We start from the raw sequence: 17,128 nt of genomic DNA, 5'->3' as shown, positions 1-17,128 counted from the left end.
GCGCGTGACGCACCCGTATCCCTGCCCGTCTCCGTCAACGGAACCGGGCACACGGCATCAAAGCGCCTTGTCGATCAGCTGGGCCAGCTGGGCCTTGCCCACCGCGCCAATCTGGGTGCCCTGCACTTGGCCGTTCTTGAACACCAGCAGCATCGGAATGCTACGCACGTGATATTTCATCGCGGTTTGTTGGTTTTGATCCACATCGACCTTGACGATCTTGGCTTTGCCAGCGTAATCGGCAGCCAATTGATCCAGCGCCGGCGCAATCATCTTGCACGGGCCGCACCACGGCGCCCAAAAATCCACCAGCACCGGCTGGTCGGAAGCCAGCACCAGGCTATCGAAATCGGCGTCGGTGGCGTGCAGGACGGTATTGCTCATGATGGCTCCAATGGCTAAGGCACGGCGGAATGCCGCACCGGTGTTAAACTTGGGGGGTTCGCCTTGCATTTCAAGACAATGTCAAGGCGATGTGCCGGGAACAACCAGCCCCGGAATCCTCCCGGCAGTCTGCGCGGCTGCCCCCCATTCAGACAAGTGGCACAGTGCAAACGGCGTTCCAGCGCCCGCTGCAACCGCCACCATAAAGGCCGCATCGTGTCCGATAAACCCCTGACCGACATCACCTTTTCCACCTTCGACCTGCACCCGTCGCTACTGGCCGGGTTGGAGGCCGCAGGCTTTACCCGCTGCACGCCGATTCAAGCCATGACCCTGCCGGTGGCGTTGCCCGGTGGCGATGTGGCCGGGCAAGCGCAAACCGGCACCGGCAAGACCTTGGCCTTTCTGGTCGCGGTCATCAACCGCCTGTTGACCCGCCCGGCGCTGGCCGACCGTAAACCCGAAGACCCACGTGCACTGATTTTGGCCCCCACCCGCGAGCTGGCCATCCAGATCCACAAGGACGCGGTGAAATTCGCCTCCGACCTTGGCCTGAAATTTGCACTGGTCTATGGCGGCGTGGACTACGACAAGCAGCGTGAGCTGCTGCAGGCCGGCGCTGATGTGATCATCGCCACCCCCGGCCGCCTAATCGACTACGTCAAGCAGCACAAGGTGGTCAGTCTGCACGCCTGCGAGGTGTGCGTGCTGGACGAGGCCGACCGCATGTTTGATCTGGGCTTCATCAAGGACATTCGCTTCTTGCTGCGGCGCATGCCCGAGCGCGGCACCCGCCAGACCCTGCTGTTCTCGGCCACCCTCAGCCACCGTGTGCTGGAGCTGGCCTACGAGCACATGAACGAGCCGCAAAAACTCGTCGTGGAAACCGAGCACATCACCGCCGCACGCGTGCGCCAGAAGCTGTATTACCCGGCCGACGAAGAAAAACTGCCGCTGCTGCTGGGCCTGCTGTCACGCAGCGAGGGCGCACGCACGATGGTGTTCGTCAACACCAAAGCGTTCGTCGAGCGCGTGGCACGCGCGCTGGAAAAAGCCGGCTACCGCGTCGGCGTGCTGTCCGGCGATGTGCCGCAGAAAAAGCGCGAATCACTGCTGAAAAAATTCCAGGCCGGCCAACTGGAAATCTTGGTGGCCACCGACGTGGCCGCGCGCGGCCTGCATATCGACGGCATCAAATATGTATACAACTACGACTTGCCGTTTGATGCCGAAGACTATGTGCACCGCATCGGCCGCACCGCACGCTTAGGTGAAGAAGGCGACGCCATTAGCTTCGCCTGTGAACGCTACGCGATGAGCCTGCCCGACATCGAAGCCTATATCGAGCAGAAGATCCCGTCCGAGCCGGTGACGCAGGAACTGATGACCGCGTTGCCGCGCCCCGAACGGCCCAAGCCCGAGGCCGGTGCAGACGGCGACAGCATTGGTGAGATTTTCAAGGAAGTGCGCGAGGCCCGCGCCGCTGAAGACGCCAAACGCGGCGGTGGTCATGCCGGCCGTGGTGGCCGCGGCGGCGGCAGTGGCCGTCCCAGCGAACGCCGTAGCAACGGGCCAGACAGCCGTGGGCCACGTCCGCCACGCAAGCCCCACGCAGCGGTCACTACTGCGTCTGCGGCACCCGCAGGGGCACACGCCAACGTGATACCGCAAGAGATGCCGCACGGCGCGCAGACCGAAGGCGAACGCGGCGAGCGCAAACGTCGTCGCCGGCGGCGTGGGCGGCCGTTGGACGCGGGCAGTGACACCAGCGCGACAGCGCAGCCCACCACCTCCGAGCCGCGCTTCGTACCGGCCAAGCCCGCAACCCCTGCCGCCGCCGAGCCCCCCTCGCTGCTGGTGCGTATCGGCCGTGGCTTGAAGTCGCTGGTGACGCGCTCACCCAACAAGCAGCACTAAAGCCTAGTACGCGGCATTGCAGAACCCCGCTGCAACGCAGGGGTTCTGTGGCGATGTGTGCTCAGCCAATCCCGCGCGCATTGGCGGCAAGCCCAATGGCGATTTGCCTGGCCACGTCTTTCGCAGACTGTGCGGTATCGCGCAGCTGCGCCACTGCGGACTCGACCACCGCCATGCAGCCCGCAATGGCACGCTGAAACTGGGCGACGACGTGCGCGGCAACCGCAGGAATGGCCGCCAGCCGTTGCAGCGCAAATTTGATCGCCGTCACTGCTTGCCCAAAAATAGCGCGCAGCTGTTGAACGAACATTCCTGCCGCACTTTGCCCCACCTGAACGGTCATCTTCACCACACTCCGCACCCCCGCCACAAACGCATGGAATGCGGCGTTGACCATTTCATGGATTTGGCCAACGACAGCACGCGGCAATGCAGACGCTGGGCCGGTCATCACCAACACCGGCGACACCACCAACTTGAATCCTTCGATGACCGCATCGGCCACAACGCCGTATAGCGACAAATCGACCGCCCCGCCAGCGGCTGGCACCGGCGCGCCGGGCGCTGCCGGCCCCGCAGCAGAGCCCGCCAGTGACACCCCCAGTATTGCCGCTGTTTTTTGATCAACCACACCGGTCACCGCCAGCCCCATGCGCTGCTGGAATGCACAAACCGCTTGCTGGGTTTTCATCCCAAACCGACCATCGACCGTTAGTCGCGGCAACCCAGCCAGCACCACATTGAGCCTTGACTGGAGTTGCGAAACACTGGGACCTTGGCTACCTAACTGTAATGTTGCACCCTGCATTGTGGCGTCCTGTTGTGAGTATTCGTGCTGCGCGTGGTGCGCATTGCGGCACGTCATTCAACGCACTTGCGGCGCAATGCCGGACACCTGCGCGCCACCGTTGCCGATTGCCGGCGCTAGCCGTTCCGCCGGCAACCGGCGATACTAACCAGCGATACTGCTAAACCTTCGCCACTCCCCCAAGCACATCGTCACCATGCCGGTTCTGCGCCTTGATAATGTCAGCAAAACCTATCCCGGCGGCCACACGGCGTTGGCCGAGGTGAGCTTTGCCGTGGATGCCGGTGAAATGCTGTTCGTCACTGGGCATTCGGGTGCAGGCAAAAGCACATTGCTGAAATTGATTCAGTTGGCCGAGCGCCCCAGCCATGGCACGGTGTTGTTTGACGAGCGCAACCTTGCCCGGGTGCGTGGCAGCGGGATTGCCGGGCACCGCCGGCAACTGGGCGTGGTGTATCAAAACCACCAATTGCTGATGGATCGCAGCGTGGCCGAGAACGTGGCGCTGCCACTGGTGCTGCGCGGGATGCAGCGCGCCGAGATTGGCAAACGGGTGCGTTCGATCCTCGACAAACTGGGGCTAGCGGCACGCGAACGCGCCCTGCCTTCGCAACTGTCTGCCGGCGAGCAGCAACGGGTGGGCATCGCGCGCGCGGTGGTGGCCGAACCGGCCCTGCTGATCGCCGATGAGCCCACCGGCAACTTGGATCCGGGCTTATCAGCGGAAATCATGGCACTGTTCGCCTCGCTGCCCGAGCGGGGCACCAGCGTACTGGTCGCCAGCCACGACCTGCGCTTGGTCAAGCACATGCGCAAGCGGGTGCTGGTGCTGGATCAAGGCCGCCTGGAAGACGACATCGCGCCGGAGGATCTGGTCGATGAATGAACGCAGTCGCAGCACCCACGCCCACCGTGCGCGTGCGTGGCTGGCCCATCACGGCGACAGCCTGACCGCCAGCTTGAAGCGCATCTTGCGCACGCCATGGGCCAGCGCATTGACGATTGCGGTGATGGCGCTGGCGCTGGCCTTGCCGCTGGGACTGTGGCTGGTGCTGCACAACATGGTCAGCCTGGGCGGGCAGGTGCAGACCAGTCATGAGGTAACGCTGTACCTGAAACCCGGTACCGACGCCGCACGCACCCAAGCCCTAGCGCACACGCTACAACAACGTGCCGACGTGGCCGCCGTGGCCGTGATCAGCCCTGCGCAAGCGCTGGCAGACATGCGCGCGCGTGACGATTTGGCCGCCGCCATCGACATTCTGGGAGCAGACGCCGCGCAGGCAGCGCTGCCCCCGGTGTTGCGCTTGACCCCACGCGACGATGCCACCGCGTTGGTGGACGCGGCCAAAGCACTGCCCGAAACCGACCGCGTGCAATTTGATACCCAATGGCGCGACCGTTTGCAGGCCTGGCTGGCGTTTGCCTTGCGTGGCGTGCAAGTGCTGGCGGCCCTGTTGGGGCTGGGCGCATTGCTGGTGGTGGGCAATACCGTGCGGCTGGATATCCAGTCGCGGCGTGAGGAGATCGGTGTGCTGCAATTACTGGGTGCCAGCGATGGCTTTGTGCGCCGTCCATTTTTGTATTTGGGCGCGTGGTACGGGCTGGCCGCAGGCGGTTTGGCACTGGCCATCCTGACCCTAGCGCAATGGGCACTGCAGCAACCGCTGGCAACCTTGGCCAGCCGCTATGACAGCCATTTCGTCCTGCAAGGGCTAGACCCACTGACCACTCTGGCCGTTCTGGTAACGGCGGGCCTGTTAGGCTGGTTGGGTGCTGGTCTGGTGACCGGTCACCAGTTGCGACAACACCGGCCAAGGCGGGCTTGAGAATGGCAGACAAACACGACTTGCGGCATGTTGTCAGCGACGCCCCCCGGGTGATGGTGGTCGATGGCAGTAAATTGGTGCGCAAATTGATTGGCGACACCTTACGCAAAGCCTTGCCCAGCGCCGATGTGGTGGGCTGCGCCGGCCTGACCGAAGCCCGTGCGGCACTGGCCGAAGGCAGCGTGGACTTGGTGACCACCGCCCTGGTGCTGCCCGATGGTGACGGTCTGGCCTTGGCGCGGGTGGTGCGCGAAGCCGCCGGACAAGCCTATGTGCCGGTGATCGTGGTGTCCGGCAATGCGCAGGAAACCCTGGAAACCCGCGCCTTCACCGAGGACGTCACGGACTACTTCGACAAATCCCTCGGTCAAGAAGCGCTGGCGGCATTCATTCGCGGCTATGTCCACCCGGCCCCGGTTGAAGGTGCGCGGGTGTTGTATGTGGAAGACAGTCGCGTGGTGGCGGTGGCCACCAAGCGCATGCTGGAGCGCCAATCCCTACAAGTGCTGCATGTGGTCAGCGTGGAAGAAGCGCTCGATCATCTGCACCGCTACTTGGGCCGTAGTGATGGCGACGTGGGTGCCGACTTGATCCTCAGCGATGTTTATCTGAAGGGCGCACTCAGCGGCCGCGACCTGCTCAACCAAATCCGCGCCGCGTTCCGCTACGGCAAGCGCAAATTGCCGATGGTGATGATGACCGGCGACGATAACCGCGACAACCAGGCCGCGCTGTTGCGCGAAGGTGCCAACGATCTGGTCCTCAAGCCCATCGAAGAGCGCTTGTTGGTGACCAAGGTGCTGTTCCAGTTGCGGCTGTCGAAACTGGGCTGATACGGCGCTGGCTGACCCATCGCATTACGGCTGCCAGCCGTAACTCAGCTTCAAGAACACGCTGCGGGTGTTGCCGAACAGTTCGGGGTGGTCATCGTCCATGAACGCACCATACGAGGCCCCGGCATACAACGCCGTGCGTGGATTGAGCTTGTACGAATACACCACTTGCGCCGCCCAATCGCGTGCGCGTTGCTTGACGGTATCGGCATACAAGGCTTGATTGCGCTCCACCTGGCTGCCCTGCAAGGTCAAGCGCAGGCGCTGGCGTGGATCAAATTGCCAGCTGCCGCCCGCATTCAACACCGTTGCCGTGAATGCGGTACCGCCGTCGCGTTGCATGCGCTGGCGCAGTACATCCCAATTCAACGCCACGCCCAAGCCAAGATTGGCATTACCAAAAACCTCGATCATGGTGCGTCGGCCGGTGGTATCTGCCGCTAAGTCCAGCATCCGCCCCACTTGCAGATAGCCACCCACTTGAACATTGCCAAGCGGACGGAAATTGCCGTTGAAATCGACGTAATGCTCATCAAACAACTTCCCTTTCCAGAACCGCGTCCGGGTCAGCCCATGCAAGGTCAGACCACTTTGCATCGGCCCCTGCGCATTGACTTGGCCCTCCAATTCACGCTCCAACAATTGCCCATCAAAGCGATGGGTGATGTCGAAATCCGCATGCACATTGATGCGGTTGAAGGCCTTGTCATCGCGATACCAGCTGCGGCCACCGCCGAGCAATGATTTTTCATACCCCACTTGGCCAATGAAACCCAGATCCGCGCGGAACCCCGGACTGATCGCCATGTGCCAAACATCCATATTCCAGTGGCGATTGCTGTACGCATACTCCGCCCGCCACGCATTGCCGGAGGGCGCGGCATCGCTGCCCAGCTCGTCCTGATAGCGATTCACAATGTTGGCTGGATACTGGGACTGGCTATGCAAAACCTGCGCAGTGGCGGTATGCCCGCCTTGTTGCCAGCGCACATCCACACCCGCCACGTCATTGCGATAGTCCTCGCCGCTGCGGAAAGTACCAATCACCCCCACACTGAGCTGCTGGGTGAAGTCTTGCCGATAGCGGCCCACCACCACATTGGCTTTTTGGTCGAGTTTCGCAAACCCGGACCCTTGCACGCCCGGCACCAATAGCAAGGTGGTGGCATCGCGTGCCACGATGGCACCATACGCACCGCTACCAGTGCGGCCGGTAATGCGTAGACCAAAATCCGGGTCGGCAATTTGGCGGGTGTACAGCACGTTGAACTGGCTGCTGAAATAGTCCGCACCTTCCAAAAAGAACGGGCGTTTTTCTTGATAGAACAAAGCAAACCCATCATTGAAATTGAGCTGCAGCTGGTCGGTTTCCACCTGCGAAAAATCCGGATTGATGGTGGCGTTCAAGGTCATTGCCGGTGACGGTGCCCAACTCATATCCACGCCGGGTTCGATGCGGGTTTTCTCGCTGGCCCATGGCGCTCCCGCAGCATCGCGGGTTTGGGTTTTGCCAACGGTCAGAGTCGGCACGATTTCCAGATTGCGGCCTTGCCGTGCACCCGCCATGCCTTGGTACTTCCCCCACTCGCATTGGAAACACTTGGAGTCGCGCGGCACTTTATGGCTAGTCAACTGATGGCGTTTATCGCGCGGCCAGTTACGAAACAAGGAAATACCCCAGTGCTGATCACCGTCACCGGTGGGAAAGCGCAAGGTGGAAAATGGGACGCGAACTTCCACGTCATAGCCATCGGCCGTGCGCCGGCCGGCGCTTTGCCACACCCCATCCCAACTCGGGTCTTCTTGATTGTTGGTATTGGTTTCATCGCGAATCAGATCCGCTTGCACGCCGAGCGGATTGACCACCAATTCGTAGCCGCGCCGATGATCATTGAACGTGTCAAGGAAGATGCCCACCCAATCGTCATTGAATGCGGTGTCGCGGTCACTTAGGTGCGCGCGGATTTTTGTCGGGTCAGGATCTTGCGCATGAAACGCCACATACAACGCATCGGCGGTATACCCCATGCGTACTGTGGTCTTGACCGGTGCCGGGGAGTTGTCACCGGGTTGGATTTCATAGGCGATCTCTTGCACCAACGCGCCCTGCCATGCGGCATCGTCCAGTTTGCCGTCGATCTGGATATCGCCTTGCAGCAACGGAATGCGGTTGTTGTTCACCGTCAAGTCGGGGCGGACGGGTGATGTGGTTTGCTGCGCTTGCGCGAATGCAGGGCATAGCAACAGGGCGGCGGTGAGGGCGTGCAATTTCAAGCGAATTCTCCAAGTCTGCGTGGGTAACGCGGCAGCAATGCAACATCGGATGCAAGCTGCAACCAAAGCGTTGCCATGACTGATGGCAGGGGCATGTGCTGCTGCACAACTGTGCGCAATGCTGGGTGTATCCGCCCGTGGCCGCACGCGGCATGCGACGAACACCCGCCGGCGGCGATAAACTCCACTTTTCTGCCACCGGATCGTGTCCATGCGCCAGTTACTTCTGAGTGTCTCCATCGCCGCCGCGCTTGGCGTGCTTGCCAGCGGCTGCCAAGGCAACCAAGCCGCACCTGTGGCCAATCAAGCCCATCCCGCATCCGCCAAGGCCACTGCGGAGAAAATCGTGGACGAACACTCCTACGCGCAACCAGACAAGGTGCGTATTACTGACATCGCGCTGGATTTGGCGGTGAATTTCGACGCCAAAACCTTAAGTGGCTCGGCCACCTACACCCTGAACTGGGTGGATAAAGCCGCCACTCAATTGGTGCTGGACACGCGCGACTTGACCATCAGCAAGGCCGAGGGCTTAGCCGCCGACGGCACTTGGTCGGAATTGAAATTTGCGCTCTCCGATAAGGACAAAGTGTTGGGCAGCGCACTGACCATCGAAACCCCCACGCGCCCGGCCAAGGTGCGCGTCAGCTACGTCACATCACCTGAGGCCTCCGGCCTGCAATGGCTGGCACCCTCGATGACCGAGGGTGGCAAACAGCCCTTCATGTTCAGCCAGTCGCAACAAATCCATGCGCGTTCGTGGGTGCCGCTGCAAGACACCCCGCAGGTACGTTTCACTTACAGCGCGCACGTCACCGCGCCGAAAGACGCGATGGTGTTGATGAGCGCGGACAACGACCCGAATGCGGTGCGTGATGGCGATTACAGCTTCAAGATGCCGCAAAAAATCCCGTCGTATTTGCTGGCGATTGCCGCTGGTGATTTGGTGTTCAAGCCGATCTCCGCACGCAGCGGCGTGTGGGCAGAACCCACCATGGTGAACAAGGCCGAGCACGAGTTTGAAGACACCGAAAAAATGATCACCACCGCGGAAGGCCTATACGGGCCGTATCGCTGGGGCCGCTATGACTTGCTGGTGCTGCCCCCCACCTTCCCGTACGGCGGCATGGAAAACCCGCGCCTGACCTTCGCCACGCCCACTGTAATCGTGGGCGATAAATCCTTGGTGTCGCTGGTGGCGCACGAGTTGGCGCATAGCTGGTCGGGCAATCTGGTGACCTTTGCTACCGACAAGGACAGCTGGCTCAACGAAGGCACCACTACCTATGTGCAAAGCCGCATCACCGAAGCCTTGTATGGCCGCGACATGGCCGACATGGAAGAAGTGATCGACCGCGATGAGCTCAAGCAAGAATTCAAAACCCTCGACCCCAAATTGCAGCGGCTTTCGCTCAAGCCTGGCACCTTGGCCGATCCGGATGACCAATCCAGCGCCACCGTGTATGTGAAAGGGGCGTGGTTCCTGCAATTTCTGGAAAAACGCTTTGGCCGTGATGTCTTCGACCCGTGGCTGAAAAGTTACTTCGATCATTTCTCATTTCAGAGCATCACCACCCAGCAGTTCCGTGATTACCTGAAAACCAATTTGATCGACAAGCATCCCAACATCGTCAGCATGCAGGAAGTGGATCAGTGGCTGTACGCGCCAGGCATTCCTGCCGATGCGCCGAAAGTGGAGTCAGGCAAATTTGCCACCGTGAATGCCGCGCGTATCGCGTGGCAAGGCAGTGAGCAGCTACCCAATAAAGCCGTGACGGAAGCTTGGAGCACACAGGAATGGGTGCACTTCCTAGAGTCCATGCCGGCCACACTCAAGCCTGCGCAACTCACCCAGCTGGATGCGGCCTATCACTTTACCGGCACACCCAACGGCGAAATCGCGATGCGCTGGTACCCGCTGGCAGAACGCAGTGGCTATACCGCCGCGCGCGAAGAAATGGGCAAGTTCATCGAGCGTGTGGGCCGGCGCAAATTGATTCTGCCGATCTACAAGGCACTGGTGGCCACCCCGGACGGGCTGGCGTTTGCCGAGGCGGCGTTTGCCAAGGCCAAACCCAGTTCACACCCGATCACGGCCGGCTCGGTGCAGGCGATTTTGGATGCCGCCAAGGGCAAGCCCTCGACACCAGCTCCGGCCCCGACTGCCAGCCAACCCCGCGTGGTTGGCGGCCCGCTCAAAGCCCCACTGGTAGAAGACCCGGCCAGACCGCCGGCGCACCCGGCACCCGCCAGCAAGTAAGCGCAGGCGCACGATGCCGACTCTCGCTATCGGCATGCTTGTCCTCGGCGCGGTGGTGGCCATGGCCACCCTCGCGCTGTGGCGGCAGCGCGATGCATTGATCCGCGCGGAATTCAACCGTCAGCGCCATGCTGCTGGCTTGCAACGCTGCACCCTCGATGCCGCAGGGCATCGCTGGGTGCTGGCTTGCCGCGATGCCAGCAGCGCAGATGCGGCGACCATCGTCATGCTGCATGGCTACACCGGGAGCAAGGAAAATTGGTACCCCTTGGTGCGGGCATTGGCGCCGCAACATCGCCTGCTGATTCCCGACCTGCCGGGCTGGGGTGAAAGCGAACGCAAACCCGGGCAGGCCTATGGCTTTGTCGAACAAGCCGCGCACGTGGCCGCACTGATTCAAACCCTATCACCGGAGCGGCCGGTGGTGCTGTTGGGGCATTCGATGGGCGGCGGCATCGCTGCACTGGCTGCCGCGCGCTATCCGCAGTTGATCGCGCGCGTGGGCTTGCTCAATGCTGCGGGTGTGCGTTTTGCCGACAACGCATTCGGCCTGGCGGTACTGGCCGGTGAGAACCCATTTGCAGTCACCGATACGGCGTCGTTGCAGCGCTATGTCAACGCTGTGTTTCATCGCGATCAAGCCAAACCCTGGATCCCGTGGCCAGCATCCCGCGCGTTGATCGCACAGCGTCGCCGCGATGCCGCGTTCGAGCAATCGGTGCTGGACAGCATTGGTCGCAGCGATGACGCCATGCTGCCGGGTGATGCGGCTACCGCCATTGGGCAACCCACCCTGCTGTTATGGGGCCGTCAAGATGCCATCATCGACCCCAGTGCAATGGCACTTTATGCCGCCCGCATCCCGCAGGCGCAGCAAGTGTTGTTGGAGGACTGTGGGCATATGTCGCTGGTGGAGCACCCACGCGACGTGGCCGTGGCGGTGGCCGCGCTGATGGCGCCAGCATTCCCCTAACGGTGCACAGGCCGGTGCGTGCGCAGCGCCATCACCACCCCAAAGCCCAGCAAGATGGTGACCGCCGAGGTGCCACCGTAACTGAGCAGCGGCATTGGCACGCCAACCACGGGGAGCAAGCCAGAAATCATGCCGCCGTTGACCAAGACATACACAAACAGCGACAAGCCAATCGCCCCCGCCAGCAAGCGCGCATAGCCATCGCGCGAATCGGCGGCAACCCACAGACAGCGTCCGATCAAAAACAAATACAACAATAGCGCCACCATTACCCCAACCCAACCGAAGTCTTCCGACAGTACGGAGAACGCAAAGTCGGTGGTGTGCTCGGGCAGGTAGTTCAAATGCGATTGGGTGCCCTGACCCCAGCCTTTGCCGGTCATACCGCCACCGCCAATAGCGATTTGCGATTGCAAGATGTTCCAGCCCGCGCCCATCGGGTCATTGTCAGGATTGCGGAAGGTCAAAATACGGTCTTGCTGATAGGGCCGCAGGAACGATAGCCATTCGATCGGCGCCAGTTTGGCAAGCGCAAAGCCGCCGCCACCGAGAACGCCCGCAGCGCCCCACCACCACCACGAGGTACCGGCCAGAAACAGCACAAATACGCCGGTAGCCAGAATCAATACCGCTGTGCCCAAGTCACGTTGCAGCAGGGTCAAGCCCACCGGCAACGCAATGATCGCCACCCCACCCAGTAACACCAAAAAGCGCGGCGGCAGGCGGTAACGATCAAAATGCCACGCCAGCATCATCGGCAGGCTGAGCTTGCACAACTCGGCTGGCTGCACATTGAAAAACCCCAGCTTGATCCAATGATTGCCGTATTTGCCGCCGCCAATGAACAACACCAGCACCATCGGCACCAGCGAGAGCACAAACAAGGCCGGCGTGGCCTGTTTCAGCAAGTGCATCGGGATTCTGGATGTAACCCACAATGCACCCAAGCCCACCACGTAGAAACTGCCCTGCATCACCACACCACGCACCGATTCATTGCTGGCGCTGTATTGGGTCATCAGGCCAATGACCATCAGCACCAGTATTGCCGTCAACATCGGCAGGTCTAGGCTGCGGGTAAAACGCAGCAGCAAATCCAGCAGCCAGCGCAGCAAAAATTTCATCGGGCGGGGGCCTTGGCAGGCAGCGGCGATGCATCGGGGCTACCGCGGACATTGGAAAAATTGGGGGCTAGCAGTGTCGGTAGCACGCCGGTGTCTGGCGTTGCCGGCGCGGGCTTTTTGCCCAGCAGCCACGCATCAAACACTTTGCGGGCGATGGGTGCAGCGGTGGCCGCGCCGTAGCCACCGCCCTCGATCGCCACCGCAATCGCAATGGTGGGTGCGTCTGCCGGCGCGAACGCGATGAACAGCGCGCGGTGGCGTAAGTGCATGGGCAAGTTGCGCGGATTGATCGCGGCATCGCCACGGCGGCTGACCACTTGCGCGGTGCCGGTCTTGCCGGCGATCAGATAGGTCAAGCCAGGGCGAATATTGGTGGCAGTGCCGGGGCCATGCACGGTGCCGATCATGCCCTCGCGCACGGCTTGCAAATGGGCCGGATTTTCGGTGATGCGCACCGCCGGTTTCAGCGGTACCGGTTGCCACGGCGCATCGAAATCGGCACGCATGTCTTTGACCAGATGCGGCGGCCGCAGCCACCCGCTGGCCAGCCCACCGGTGGCCTGCACCAATTGCAAGGGCGTGACTTTCCAGAAGCCTTGGCCGATCCCGGTGATCACGGTGTCACCGGGGTACCACTTGCCTTGCTTGGCCGCGTTCTTGGCCTTCCATTCCGGCGAGGGCAAGATGCCACCGATTTCGCCTGCCAAATCCACCCCAGTGGGCCGACCGAAGCCGTAGCGGCCAAGGTATTCGTCCACACGGGCGATGCCCATGTCCAACGCCAGCTTGTAGTAGTAGGTGTTGACCGAGTCGTAGATCGACTTGCGCAAATCGGTCCAGCCGTGGCCGCCACGATGCGAGTCGCCATAGCCGCGTTTTTGCCCAGGCAAGTAGAACATGCCGGTGGACAAAATCTTGTCTTCGGGGCGACGCAAACCACTGTCCAGCCCCGCCAATCCCAGCAGGGGCTTAACGGTGGACCCGGGGGCCACGCCCCCCAATACCACCCGGTTGAACTGCGGTCGCGACGGATTGCTGTTGAGGGCCTCGAAATCAGCGTGACTGATGCCATTGACGAATAAATTGGGGTCGAAGGTGGGCAGACTGACCATCGCCAAAATCTCGCCCGTGCGCGGATCCACCGCCACCGCCGAGCCTTCCAGTTCACCAAAGGCATCGGTCATTGCCTGCTGCAAGTCGGCGTCAATCGATAGCCGTAGATCGGTGCCCGGGGTGGCTGGCACCGTGTCCAAACTGCGCACAGTGCGTCCGGCGACATTGGTTTCCAGCCGCCGGTAGCCGGGCTTGCCGCGCAACTGGGTTTCGTAATACCGCTCCAACCCGGATTTGCCCACATGGCTATAAGCCCCACCGGCATCACCCAACGCCGCCAGATCCTTTTCATCGGCGCGGCCCACATACCCCACCACATGCGAAAACAAAGCCCCATACGGGTACACCCGGCCCAGATACGGCACCAAATCCACCCCGGGAAACCGCCAGCGATTGACCGCAAACCGCGCCGCCTCATCATCGTCGATACGCAATTTCAAGCTGACCGGTTTGAACGGGCGCGCCGCCTTGTATTCCTTCAAAAACCGTGTCTGCTGCTCGGCATCCAGCGCCACCACACCTTGCAAGCTGCGCAGCAAGGCCACCCCATCGCCAGCCCGTTCTGGCACCGCATCCAACCGCCACGTGGCCACGTTGTCGGCCAAGATGCGACCCTTGCGGTCGTAAATCAGACCGCGTGCCGGCGCAACCGGCACCAGCCGCAGGCGGTTGTTTTCCGAACGGGTGGCATACAAGTCATGCTGCACCACCTGCATATTGAAATACCAAGCCGCCAACCCGGCCAGCCCGGCAAAAGCGGCAAAAAACCCAATCAGTGCACGCCAGCGAAACTGGCTGGCTTCGGCCGCATGGTCTTTGATGGGGCGAGCGCGGCGAATCATTGCCGGCGCAAGCGCAGGTGATCAAGCAGCAGGTGTAACGGCGGCCATAACAGCATGCCCAGCAACGGTGCCAGCCAATAGGTGGCCGGTGGCTGTGGCACGCCCATCACGACATGAATCACGCTGCTGATCACGCGGTCGTTGAGCAACAACACGCCCAGCGTCAACGCCTGCTGCGACATCGGGAAGAACCGCAGGCGTGCACGGAAGCGATCCAGAATAAACGCCAGTACCACCAGCCGCAGCGCCTGTTCACCCAGCAAGCCGCCATAGGCCAGATCGGCCACGACACCCACGCAAAATGCCACGCCCAGACCCACCCGCTCTGGTATTTCAATCAACCAGTAGGCCAGCACCAACGCCAGCCAATACGGCCGCAACGGCTGCACGCCATCAGGCAATGGCACCATCCCCAGCAGTAACGCCAGCAACAAGCTGACCGGTAGCACCCAGCCATTGCGTGGGCGGCTCATGGCTGCCCCCCGGTGCGCACCGGCGCGCTGCCCGCCGTGGGCTTGGTGGCCGTTGCCGCCGGTTTGGCGGCCGCTGCGGCAGGCACTTGCGCCGGCTTGTAACCACGCAGTAGCAATACATCACGGCCACGATCCAATTGCGCGGCAGGCCGGACATCGGCCTTGAGGAACGCGCGGCTGTCATCCGCGCGCAATGCCGCCACCGTGCCGACAGCAAACCCCTGCGGGAAGCGACCACCCAAACCCGAGGTCAGCAAGACATCGCCCGTGCGCACATCTGCCGATAGCGGCACATCCGCCAATTGCAGTGCATCGCTACGGCCGGTGCCATACACCATCAGGCGGACACCGGTGCGCGCCACCATCACCGGCACCGCATGGTCAGGATCGGTCAGCAACAGCACGGTGGCGGTGGTGGGGGTCAATGCAATCACCTGTCCCATCAAGCCGCCAGCATCGATCACGGTTTGTCCCAGCCGCACCCCGCTATTGCTGCCCGCATCCAAGATCAAGCGCTGGCGGGTGGGGTCTAGATCCAGATCCAGCACCCCGGCCAACTGCACATCCAAACGTGCACGTTCGGCACTGTCCAACAGACCGCGCAATCTGGCGTTTTCGGCAGCGGCCGTGCGTAGCCGCGCATTGCGTGCTTCGGTTAGGAGCAGGGCTTGCCGCAGCCGCGCATTGTCATCTGCCAATTGCGCGTGGGTCACCGCGTTTTCGCGCAGACTGGTGCCAATGCGCGCCGGCTGCCCGGCCAGCCACCACAATGGCTGCACCACCGCCTCGGCCTGGGTGCGTAGCGTGCGCAGCCAACCGCCGCGGTGATCTAGCACCATCAACATGGTGGATAAAATCAAAAACGCCAGCAACCGCAACACGCCGGCAACTTCACCGGGGCGGGCAGCGGGGGAACTGGCAGGTGTGGGCACGGTGGCAGCGTCAGTGAGGGCAGCAGTAGAAGTGGAACATCCGCCCACCGACGCGGGCAAGCTGGCACGCGCAAAGATGCGCGCACCCACACACACCAGCTTATTCGGGCGCGAAGAACTCGTTACCGTGCATATCCACCAATTCCAGCGCGCGACCACCGCCGCGGGCCACGCAGGTCAATGGATCGTCGGCGACTTGCACATGCAAGCCGGTTTCTTCGGAGATCAGCTTGTCCAGATCGCGCAGCAACGCACCACCACCGGTCAGCACGATGCCGCGCTCGGCCACATCGGCGCACAGCTCCGGCGGGGTCTGTTCCAGCGCCAAGCGAATCGCCGAAACAATCCCCGCGAGCGGCTCACGCAGCGCTTCCAACACTTCGTTGGAATTGATCGTGATGATCTTGGGCACGCCTTCCGCCAAATGGCGGCCAGAGATTTCCACCTCGCGTACCAGCTGTTGCTGGTAAGCATTGCCCAGTTCCATCTTGACCCGCTCGGCGGTGGCATCACCAATCAGCATGCCGTGATGGCGGCGCACGTAGGCGATGATGGATTCGTCGAAACGGTCGCCACCAATGCGCACCGACTGCGAATACACGATGCCATTCAGCGCGATCACCGCCACCTCGGTGGTGCCGCCGCCGATATCCACCACCATCGAGCCGCGCGCCTCGGTCACCGGCATGCCGGCACCAATCGCGGCGGCCATCGGCTCTTCGATCAGATACACCTCACGTGCGCCGGCTTCTTCCGCCGATTCCTTAATAGCGCGCCGTTCCACCTGGGTGCTACCGGCCGGCACGCACACCAACACGCGCGGGCTGGGGCGCAGGAAGCGGCTCTTGTGCACCTTGCGGATGAAGTGCTTGAGCATTTCTTCGGTATAGGTGAAGTCGGCAATCACGCCGTCTTTCATTGGCCGCACCGTGGTCATGTGGCCGGGCGTGCGGCCCAGCATCTGCTTGGCCTCACTGCCTACCGCCGCCACCGCGCGCGCGCCGCCACCACGGTCTTGGCGCACCGCCACCACCGAAGGTTCGTTGAGAACGATGCCCTGCCCTCGCACGTAAATCAGCGTGTTGGCAGTACCAAGGTCGATGGAAAGATCGCTGGAGAAATAGCCCCGAAGGAACTTGAACATGCGAATGTGTGCCGAAGTAGAGGGGGCCGCGAGGGGGGAACGCGGGGTCTGGCCGCCGGGGACTGCCCCCCTGCCGCCCAAAGATGGATAAAACCAGCCCTTTAGCGTAACAACGCCCATTGCCGGGGGCAAGAATGCGCTTGCGTGCCGTTCATCCCAGATATGCCCATCGCTGGCGCAGTATCATGTGCGGCCTTGTGACCAAACTTGCCCGAGGCATCC

Annotated in this window: 13 protein-coding genes and 1 pseudogene; 6 read left to right on the top strand and 8 right to left on the bottom strand. The window is 62.0% G+C overall.

The features are described 5' to 3' along the window. Positions 1 to 57: 57 nt before the first annotated feature. Complete coding sequence (gene trxA / locus PK789_RS00200; RefSeq protein WP_324306042.1) at positions 58 to 384, bottom strand: thioredoxin; 327 nt, start codon at positions 382 to 384, stop codon at positions 58 to 60. 216 nt (positions 385 to 600) lie between these two features. Between trxA and rhlB the strand changes: the two genes are divergently transcribed. Further along, complete coding sequence (gene rhlB, locus PK789_RS00195; protein ID WP_324306040.1) at positions 601 to 2,301, top strand: ATP-dependent RNA helicase RhlB; 1,701 nt, start codon at positions 601 to 603, stop codon at positions 2,299 to 2,301. 61 nt (positions 2,302 to 2,362) lie between these two features. Here the strand turns inward: rhlB and PK789_RS00190 are convergent, their stop codons facing one another. Next, complete coding sequence (locus PK789_RS00190) at positions 2,363 to 3,109, bottom strand: peptidoglycan-binding domain-containing protein (protein WP_324306038.1); 747 nt, start codon at positions 3,107 to 3,109, stop codon at positions 2,363 to 2,365. Between the two features lie 196 nt (positions 3,110 to 3,305). On the opposite strand from PK789_RS00190, the gene ftsE reads away from it, so the two are divergent. Genes ftsE through PK789_RS00175 form a run of 3 tightly spaced genes read left to right on the top strand, consistent with a single transcriptional unit; the run spans position 3,306 to position 5,771 of the window. Further along, positions 3,306 to 3,995 carry a cell division ATP-binding protein FtsE gene (gene ftsE, locus PK789_RS00185; protein ID WP_324306036.1) on the top strand — a complete coding sequence of 230 codons (690 nt, stop codon included), beginning with the start codon at positions 3,306 to 3,308 and terminating at the stop codon, positions 3,993 to 3,995. Further along, positions 3,988 to 4,938, top strand: a complete 951-nt coding sequence (gene ftsX / locus PK789_RS00180; protein WP_324306034.1) for a permease-like cell division protein FtsX — start codon at positions 3,988 to 3,990, stop codon at positions 4,936 to 4,938. The genes ftsE and ftsX overlap by 8 nt, the downstream gene beginning before the upstream one ends. Positions 4,939 to 4,940: 2 nt before the next feature. After that, entirely contained in the window at positions 4,941 to 5,771 is an 831-nt protein-coding gene (locus PK789_RS00175; RefSeq protein WP_324306031.1) for a response regulator, read from the top strand. A 24-nt stretch (positions 5,772 to 5,795) separates the two neighbouring features. Here the strand turns inward: PK789_RS00175 and PK789_RS00170 are convergent, their stop codons facing one another. Beyond that, complete coding sequence (locus PK789_RS00170; protein WP_324306029.1) at positions 5,796 to 8,045, bottom strand: DUF5916 domain-containing protein; 2,250 nt, start codon at positions 8,043 to 8,045, stop codon at positions 5,796 to 5,798. A gap of 211 nt (positions 8,046 to 8,256) precedes the next feature. On the opposite strand from PK789_RS00170, the gene PK789_RS00165 reads away from it, so the two are divergent. Both PK789_RS00165 and PK789_RS00160 read left to right on the top strand, forming a co-directional pair. Continuing rightward, the gene (locus tag PK789_RS00165; RefSeq protein ID WP_324306027.1) at positions 8,257 to 10,305 is read left to right on the top strand and encodes a M1 family metallopeptidase; all 2,049 of its coding nucleotides are present in this window, start codon (positions 8,257 to 8,259) and stop codon (positions 10,303 to 10,305) included. Positions 10,306 to 10,318: 13 nt separating this feature from the next. Continuing rightward, a complete protein-coding gene (locus PK789_RS00160) occupies positions 10,319 to 11,278 on the top strand; it encodes an alpha/beta fold hydrolase (RefSeq protein WP_324306026.1) in 960 nt (319 codons plus the stop codon). Here the strand turns inward: PK789_RS00160 and rodA are convergent. The 5 genes and pseudogenes from rodA to PK789_RS00135 all read right to left on the bottom strand — a co-directional run bounded on the left by rodA (position 11,275) and on the right by PK789_RS00135 (position 16,906). Next, complete coding sequence (gene rodA, locus PK789_RS00155; RefSeq protein WP_324306024.1) at positions 11,275 to 12,402, bottom strand: rod shape-determining protein RodA; 1,128 nt, start codon at positions 12,400 to 12,402, stop codon at positions 11,275 to 11,277. The genes PK789_RS00160 and rodA overlap by 4 nt on opposite strands. Continuing rightward, positions 12,399 to 14,354, bottom strand: a complete 1,956-nt coding sequence (gene mrdA / locus PK789_RS00150; RefSeq protein WP_503011851.1) for a penicillin-binding protein 2 — start codon at positions 14,352 to 14,354, stop codon at positions 12,399 to 12,401. The genes rodA and mrdA overlap by 4 nt, the downstream gene beginning before the upstream one ends. Further along, positions 14,354 to 14,830 (bottom strand): rod shape-determining protein MreD, encoded by a 477-nt coding sequence (mreD, locus tag PK789_RS00145; protein ID WP_324306023.1) that lies wholly within the window; start codon positions 14,828 to 14,830, stop codon positions 14,354 to 14,356. The genes mrdA and mreD overlap by 1 nt, the downstream gene beginning before the upstream one ends. Positions 14,831 to 14,835: 5 nt before the next feature. Continuing rightward, positions 14,836 to 15,762: pseudogene (gene mreC, locus PK789_RS00140) on the bottom strand (rod shape-determining protein MreC); the annotation flags it as partial. 100 nt (positions 15,763 to 15,862) lie between these two features. Then, entirely contained in the window at positions 15,863 to 16,906 is a 1,044-nt protein-coding gene (locus PK789_RS00135) for a rod shape-determining protein (protein WP_324306021.1), read from the bottom strand. Positions 16,907 to 17,128 lie beyond the last annotated feature (222 nt).

The organism is Thermomonas sp., from assembly GCF_035369645.1.
Lineage (GTDB): Bacteria > Pseudomonadota > Gammaproteobacteria > Xanthomonadales > Xanthomonadaceae > Thermomonas.
Note: the sequence above shows the minus strand (reverse complement) of the source record. Positions and strands in the feature narration are given on the sequence as shown.

What these genes read in the sequence shown, in the direction of transcription:
- mreD (WP_324306023.1), bottom strand. Translation starts at nt 14,830, where the DNA reads ATGAGCCGCCCACGCAATGGCTGGGTGCTACCGGTCAGCTTGTTGCTG.
- ftsE (WP_324306036.1), top strand. Translation starts at nt 3,306, where the DNA reads ATGCCGGTTCTGCGCCTTGATAATGTCAGCAAAACCTATCCCGGCGGC.
- rodA (WP_324306024.1), bottom strand. Translation starts at nt 12,402, where the DNA reads ATGAAATTTTTGCTGCGCTGGCTGCTGGATTTGCTGCTGCGTTTTACC.
- PK789_RS00175 (WP_324306031.1), top strand. Translation starts at nt 4,941, where the DNA reads ATGGCAGACAAACACGACTTGCGGCATGTTGTCAGCGACGCCCCCCGG.
- PK789_RS00165 (WP_324306027.1), top strand. Translation starts at nt 8,257, where the DNA reads ATGCGCCAGTTACTTCTGAGTGTCTCCATCGCCGCCGCGCTTGGCGTG.
- PK789_RS00160 (WP_324306026.1), top strand. Translation starts at nt 10,319, where the DNA reads ATGCCGACTCTCGCTATCGGCATGCTTGTCCTCGGCGCGGTGGTGGCC.
- ftsX (WP_324306034.1), top strand. Translation starts at nt 3,988, where the DNA reads ATGAATGAACGCAGTCGCAGCACCCACGCCCACCGTGCGCGTGCGTGG.
- PK789_RS00135 (WP_324306021.1), bottom strand. Translation starts at nt 16,906, where the DNA reads ATGTTCAAGTTCCTTCGGGGCTATTTCTCCAGCGATCTTTCCATCGAC.
- PK789_RS00190 (WP_324306038.1), bottom strand. Translation starts at nt 3,109, where the DNA reads ATGCAGGGTGCAACATTACAGTTAGGTAGCCAAGGTCCCAGTGTTTCG.
- trxA (WP_324306042.1), bottom strand. Translation starts at nt 384, where the DNA reads ATGAGCAATACCGTCCTGCACGCCACCGACGCCGATTTCGATAGCCTG.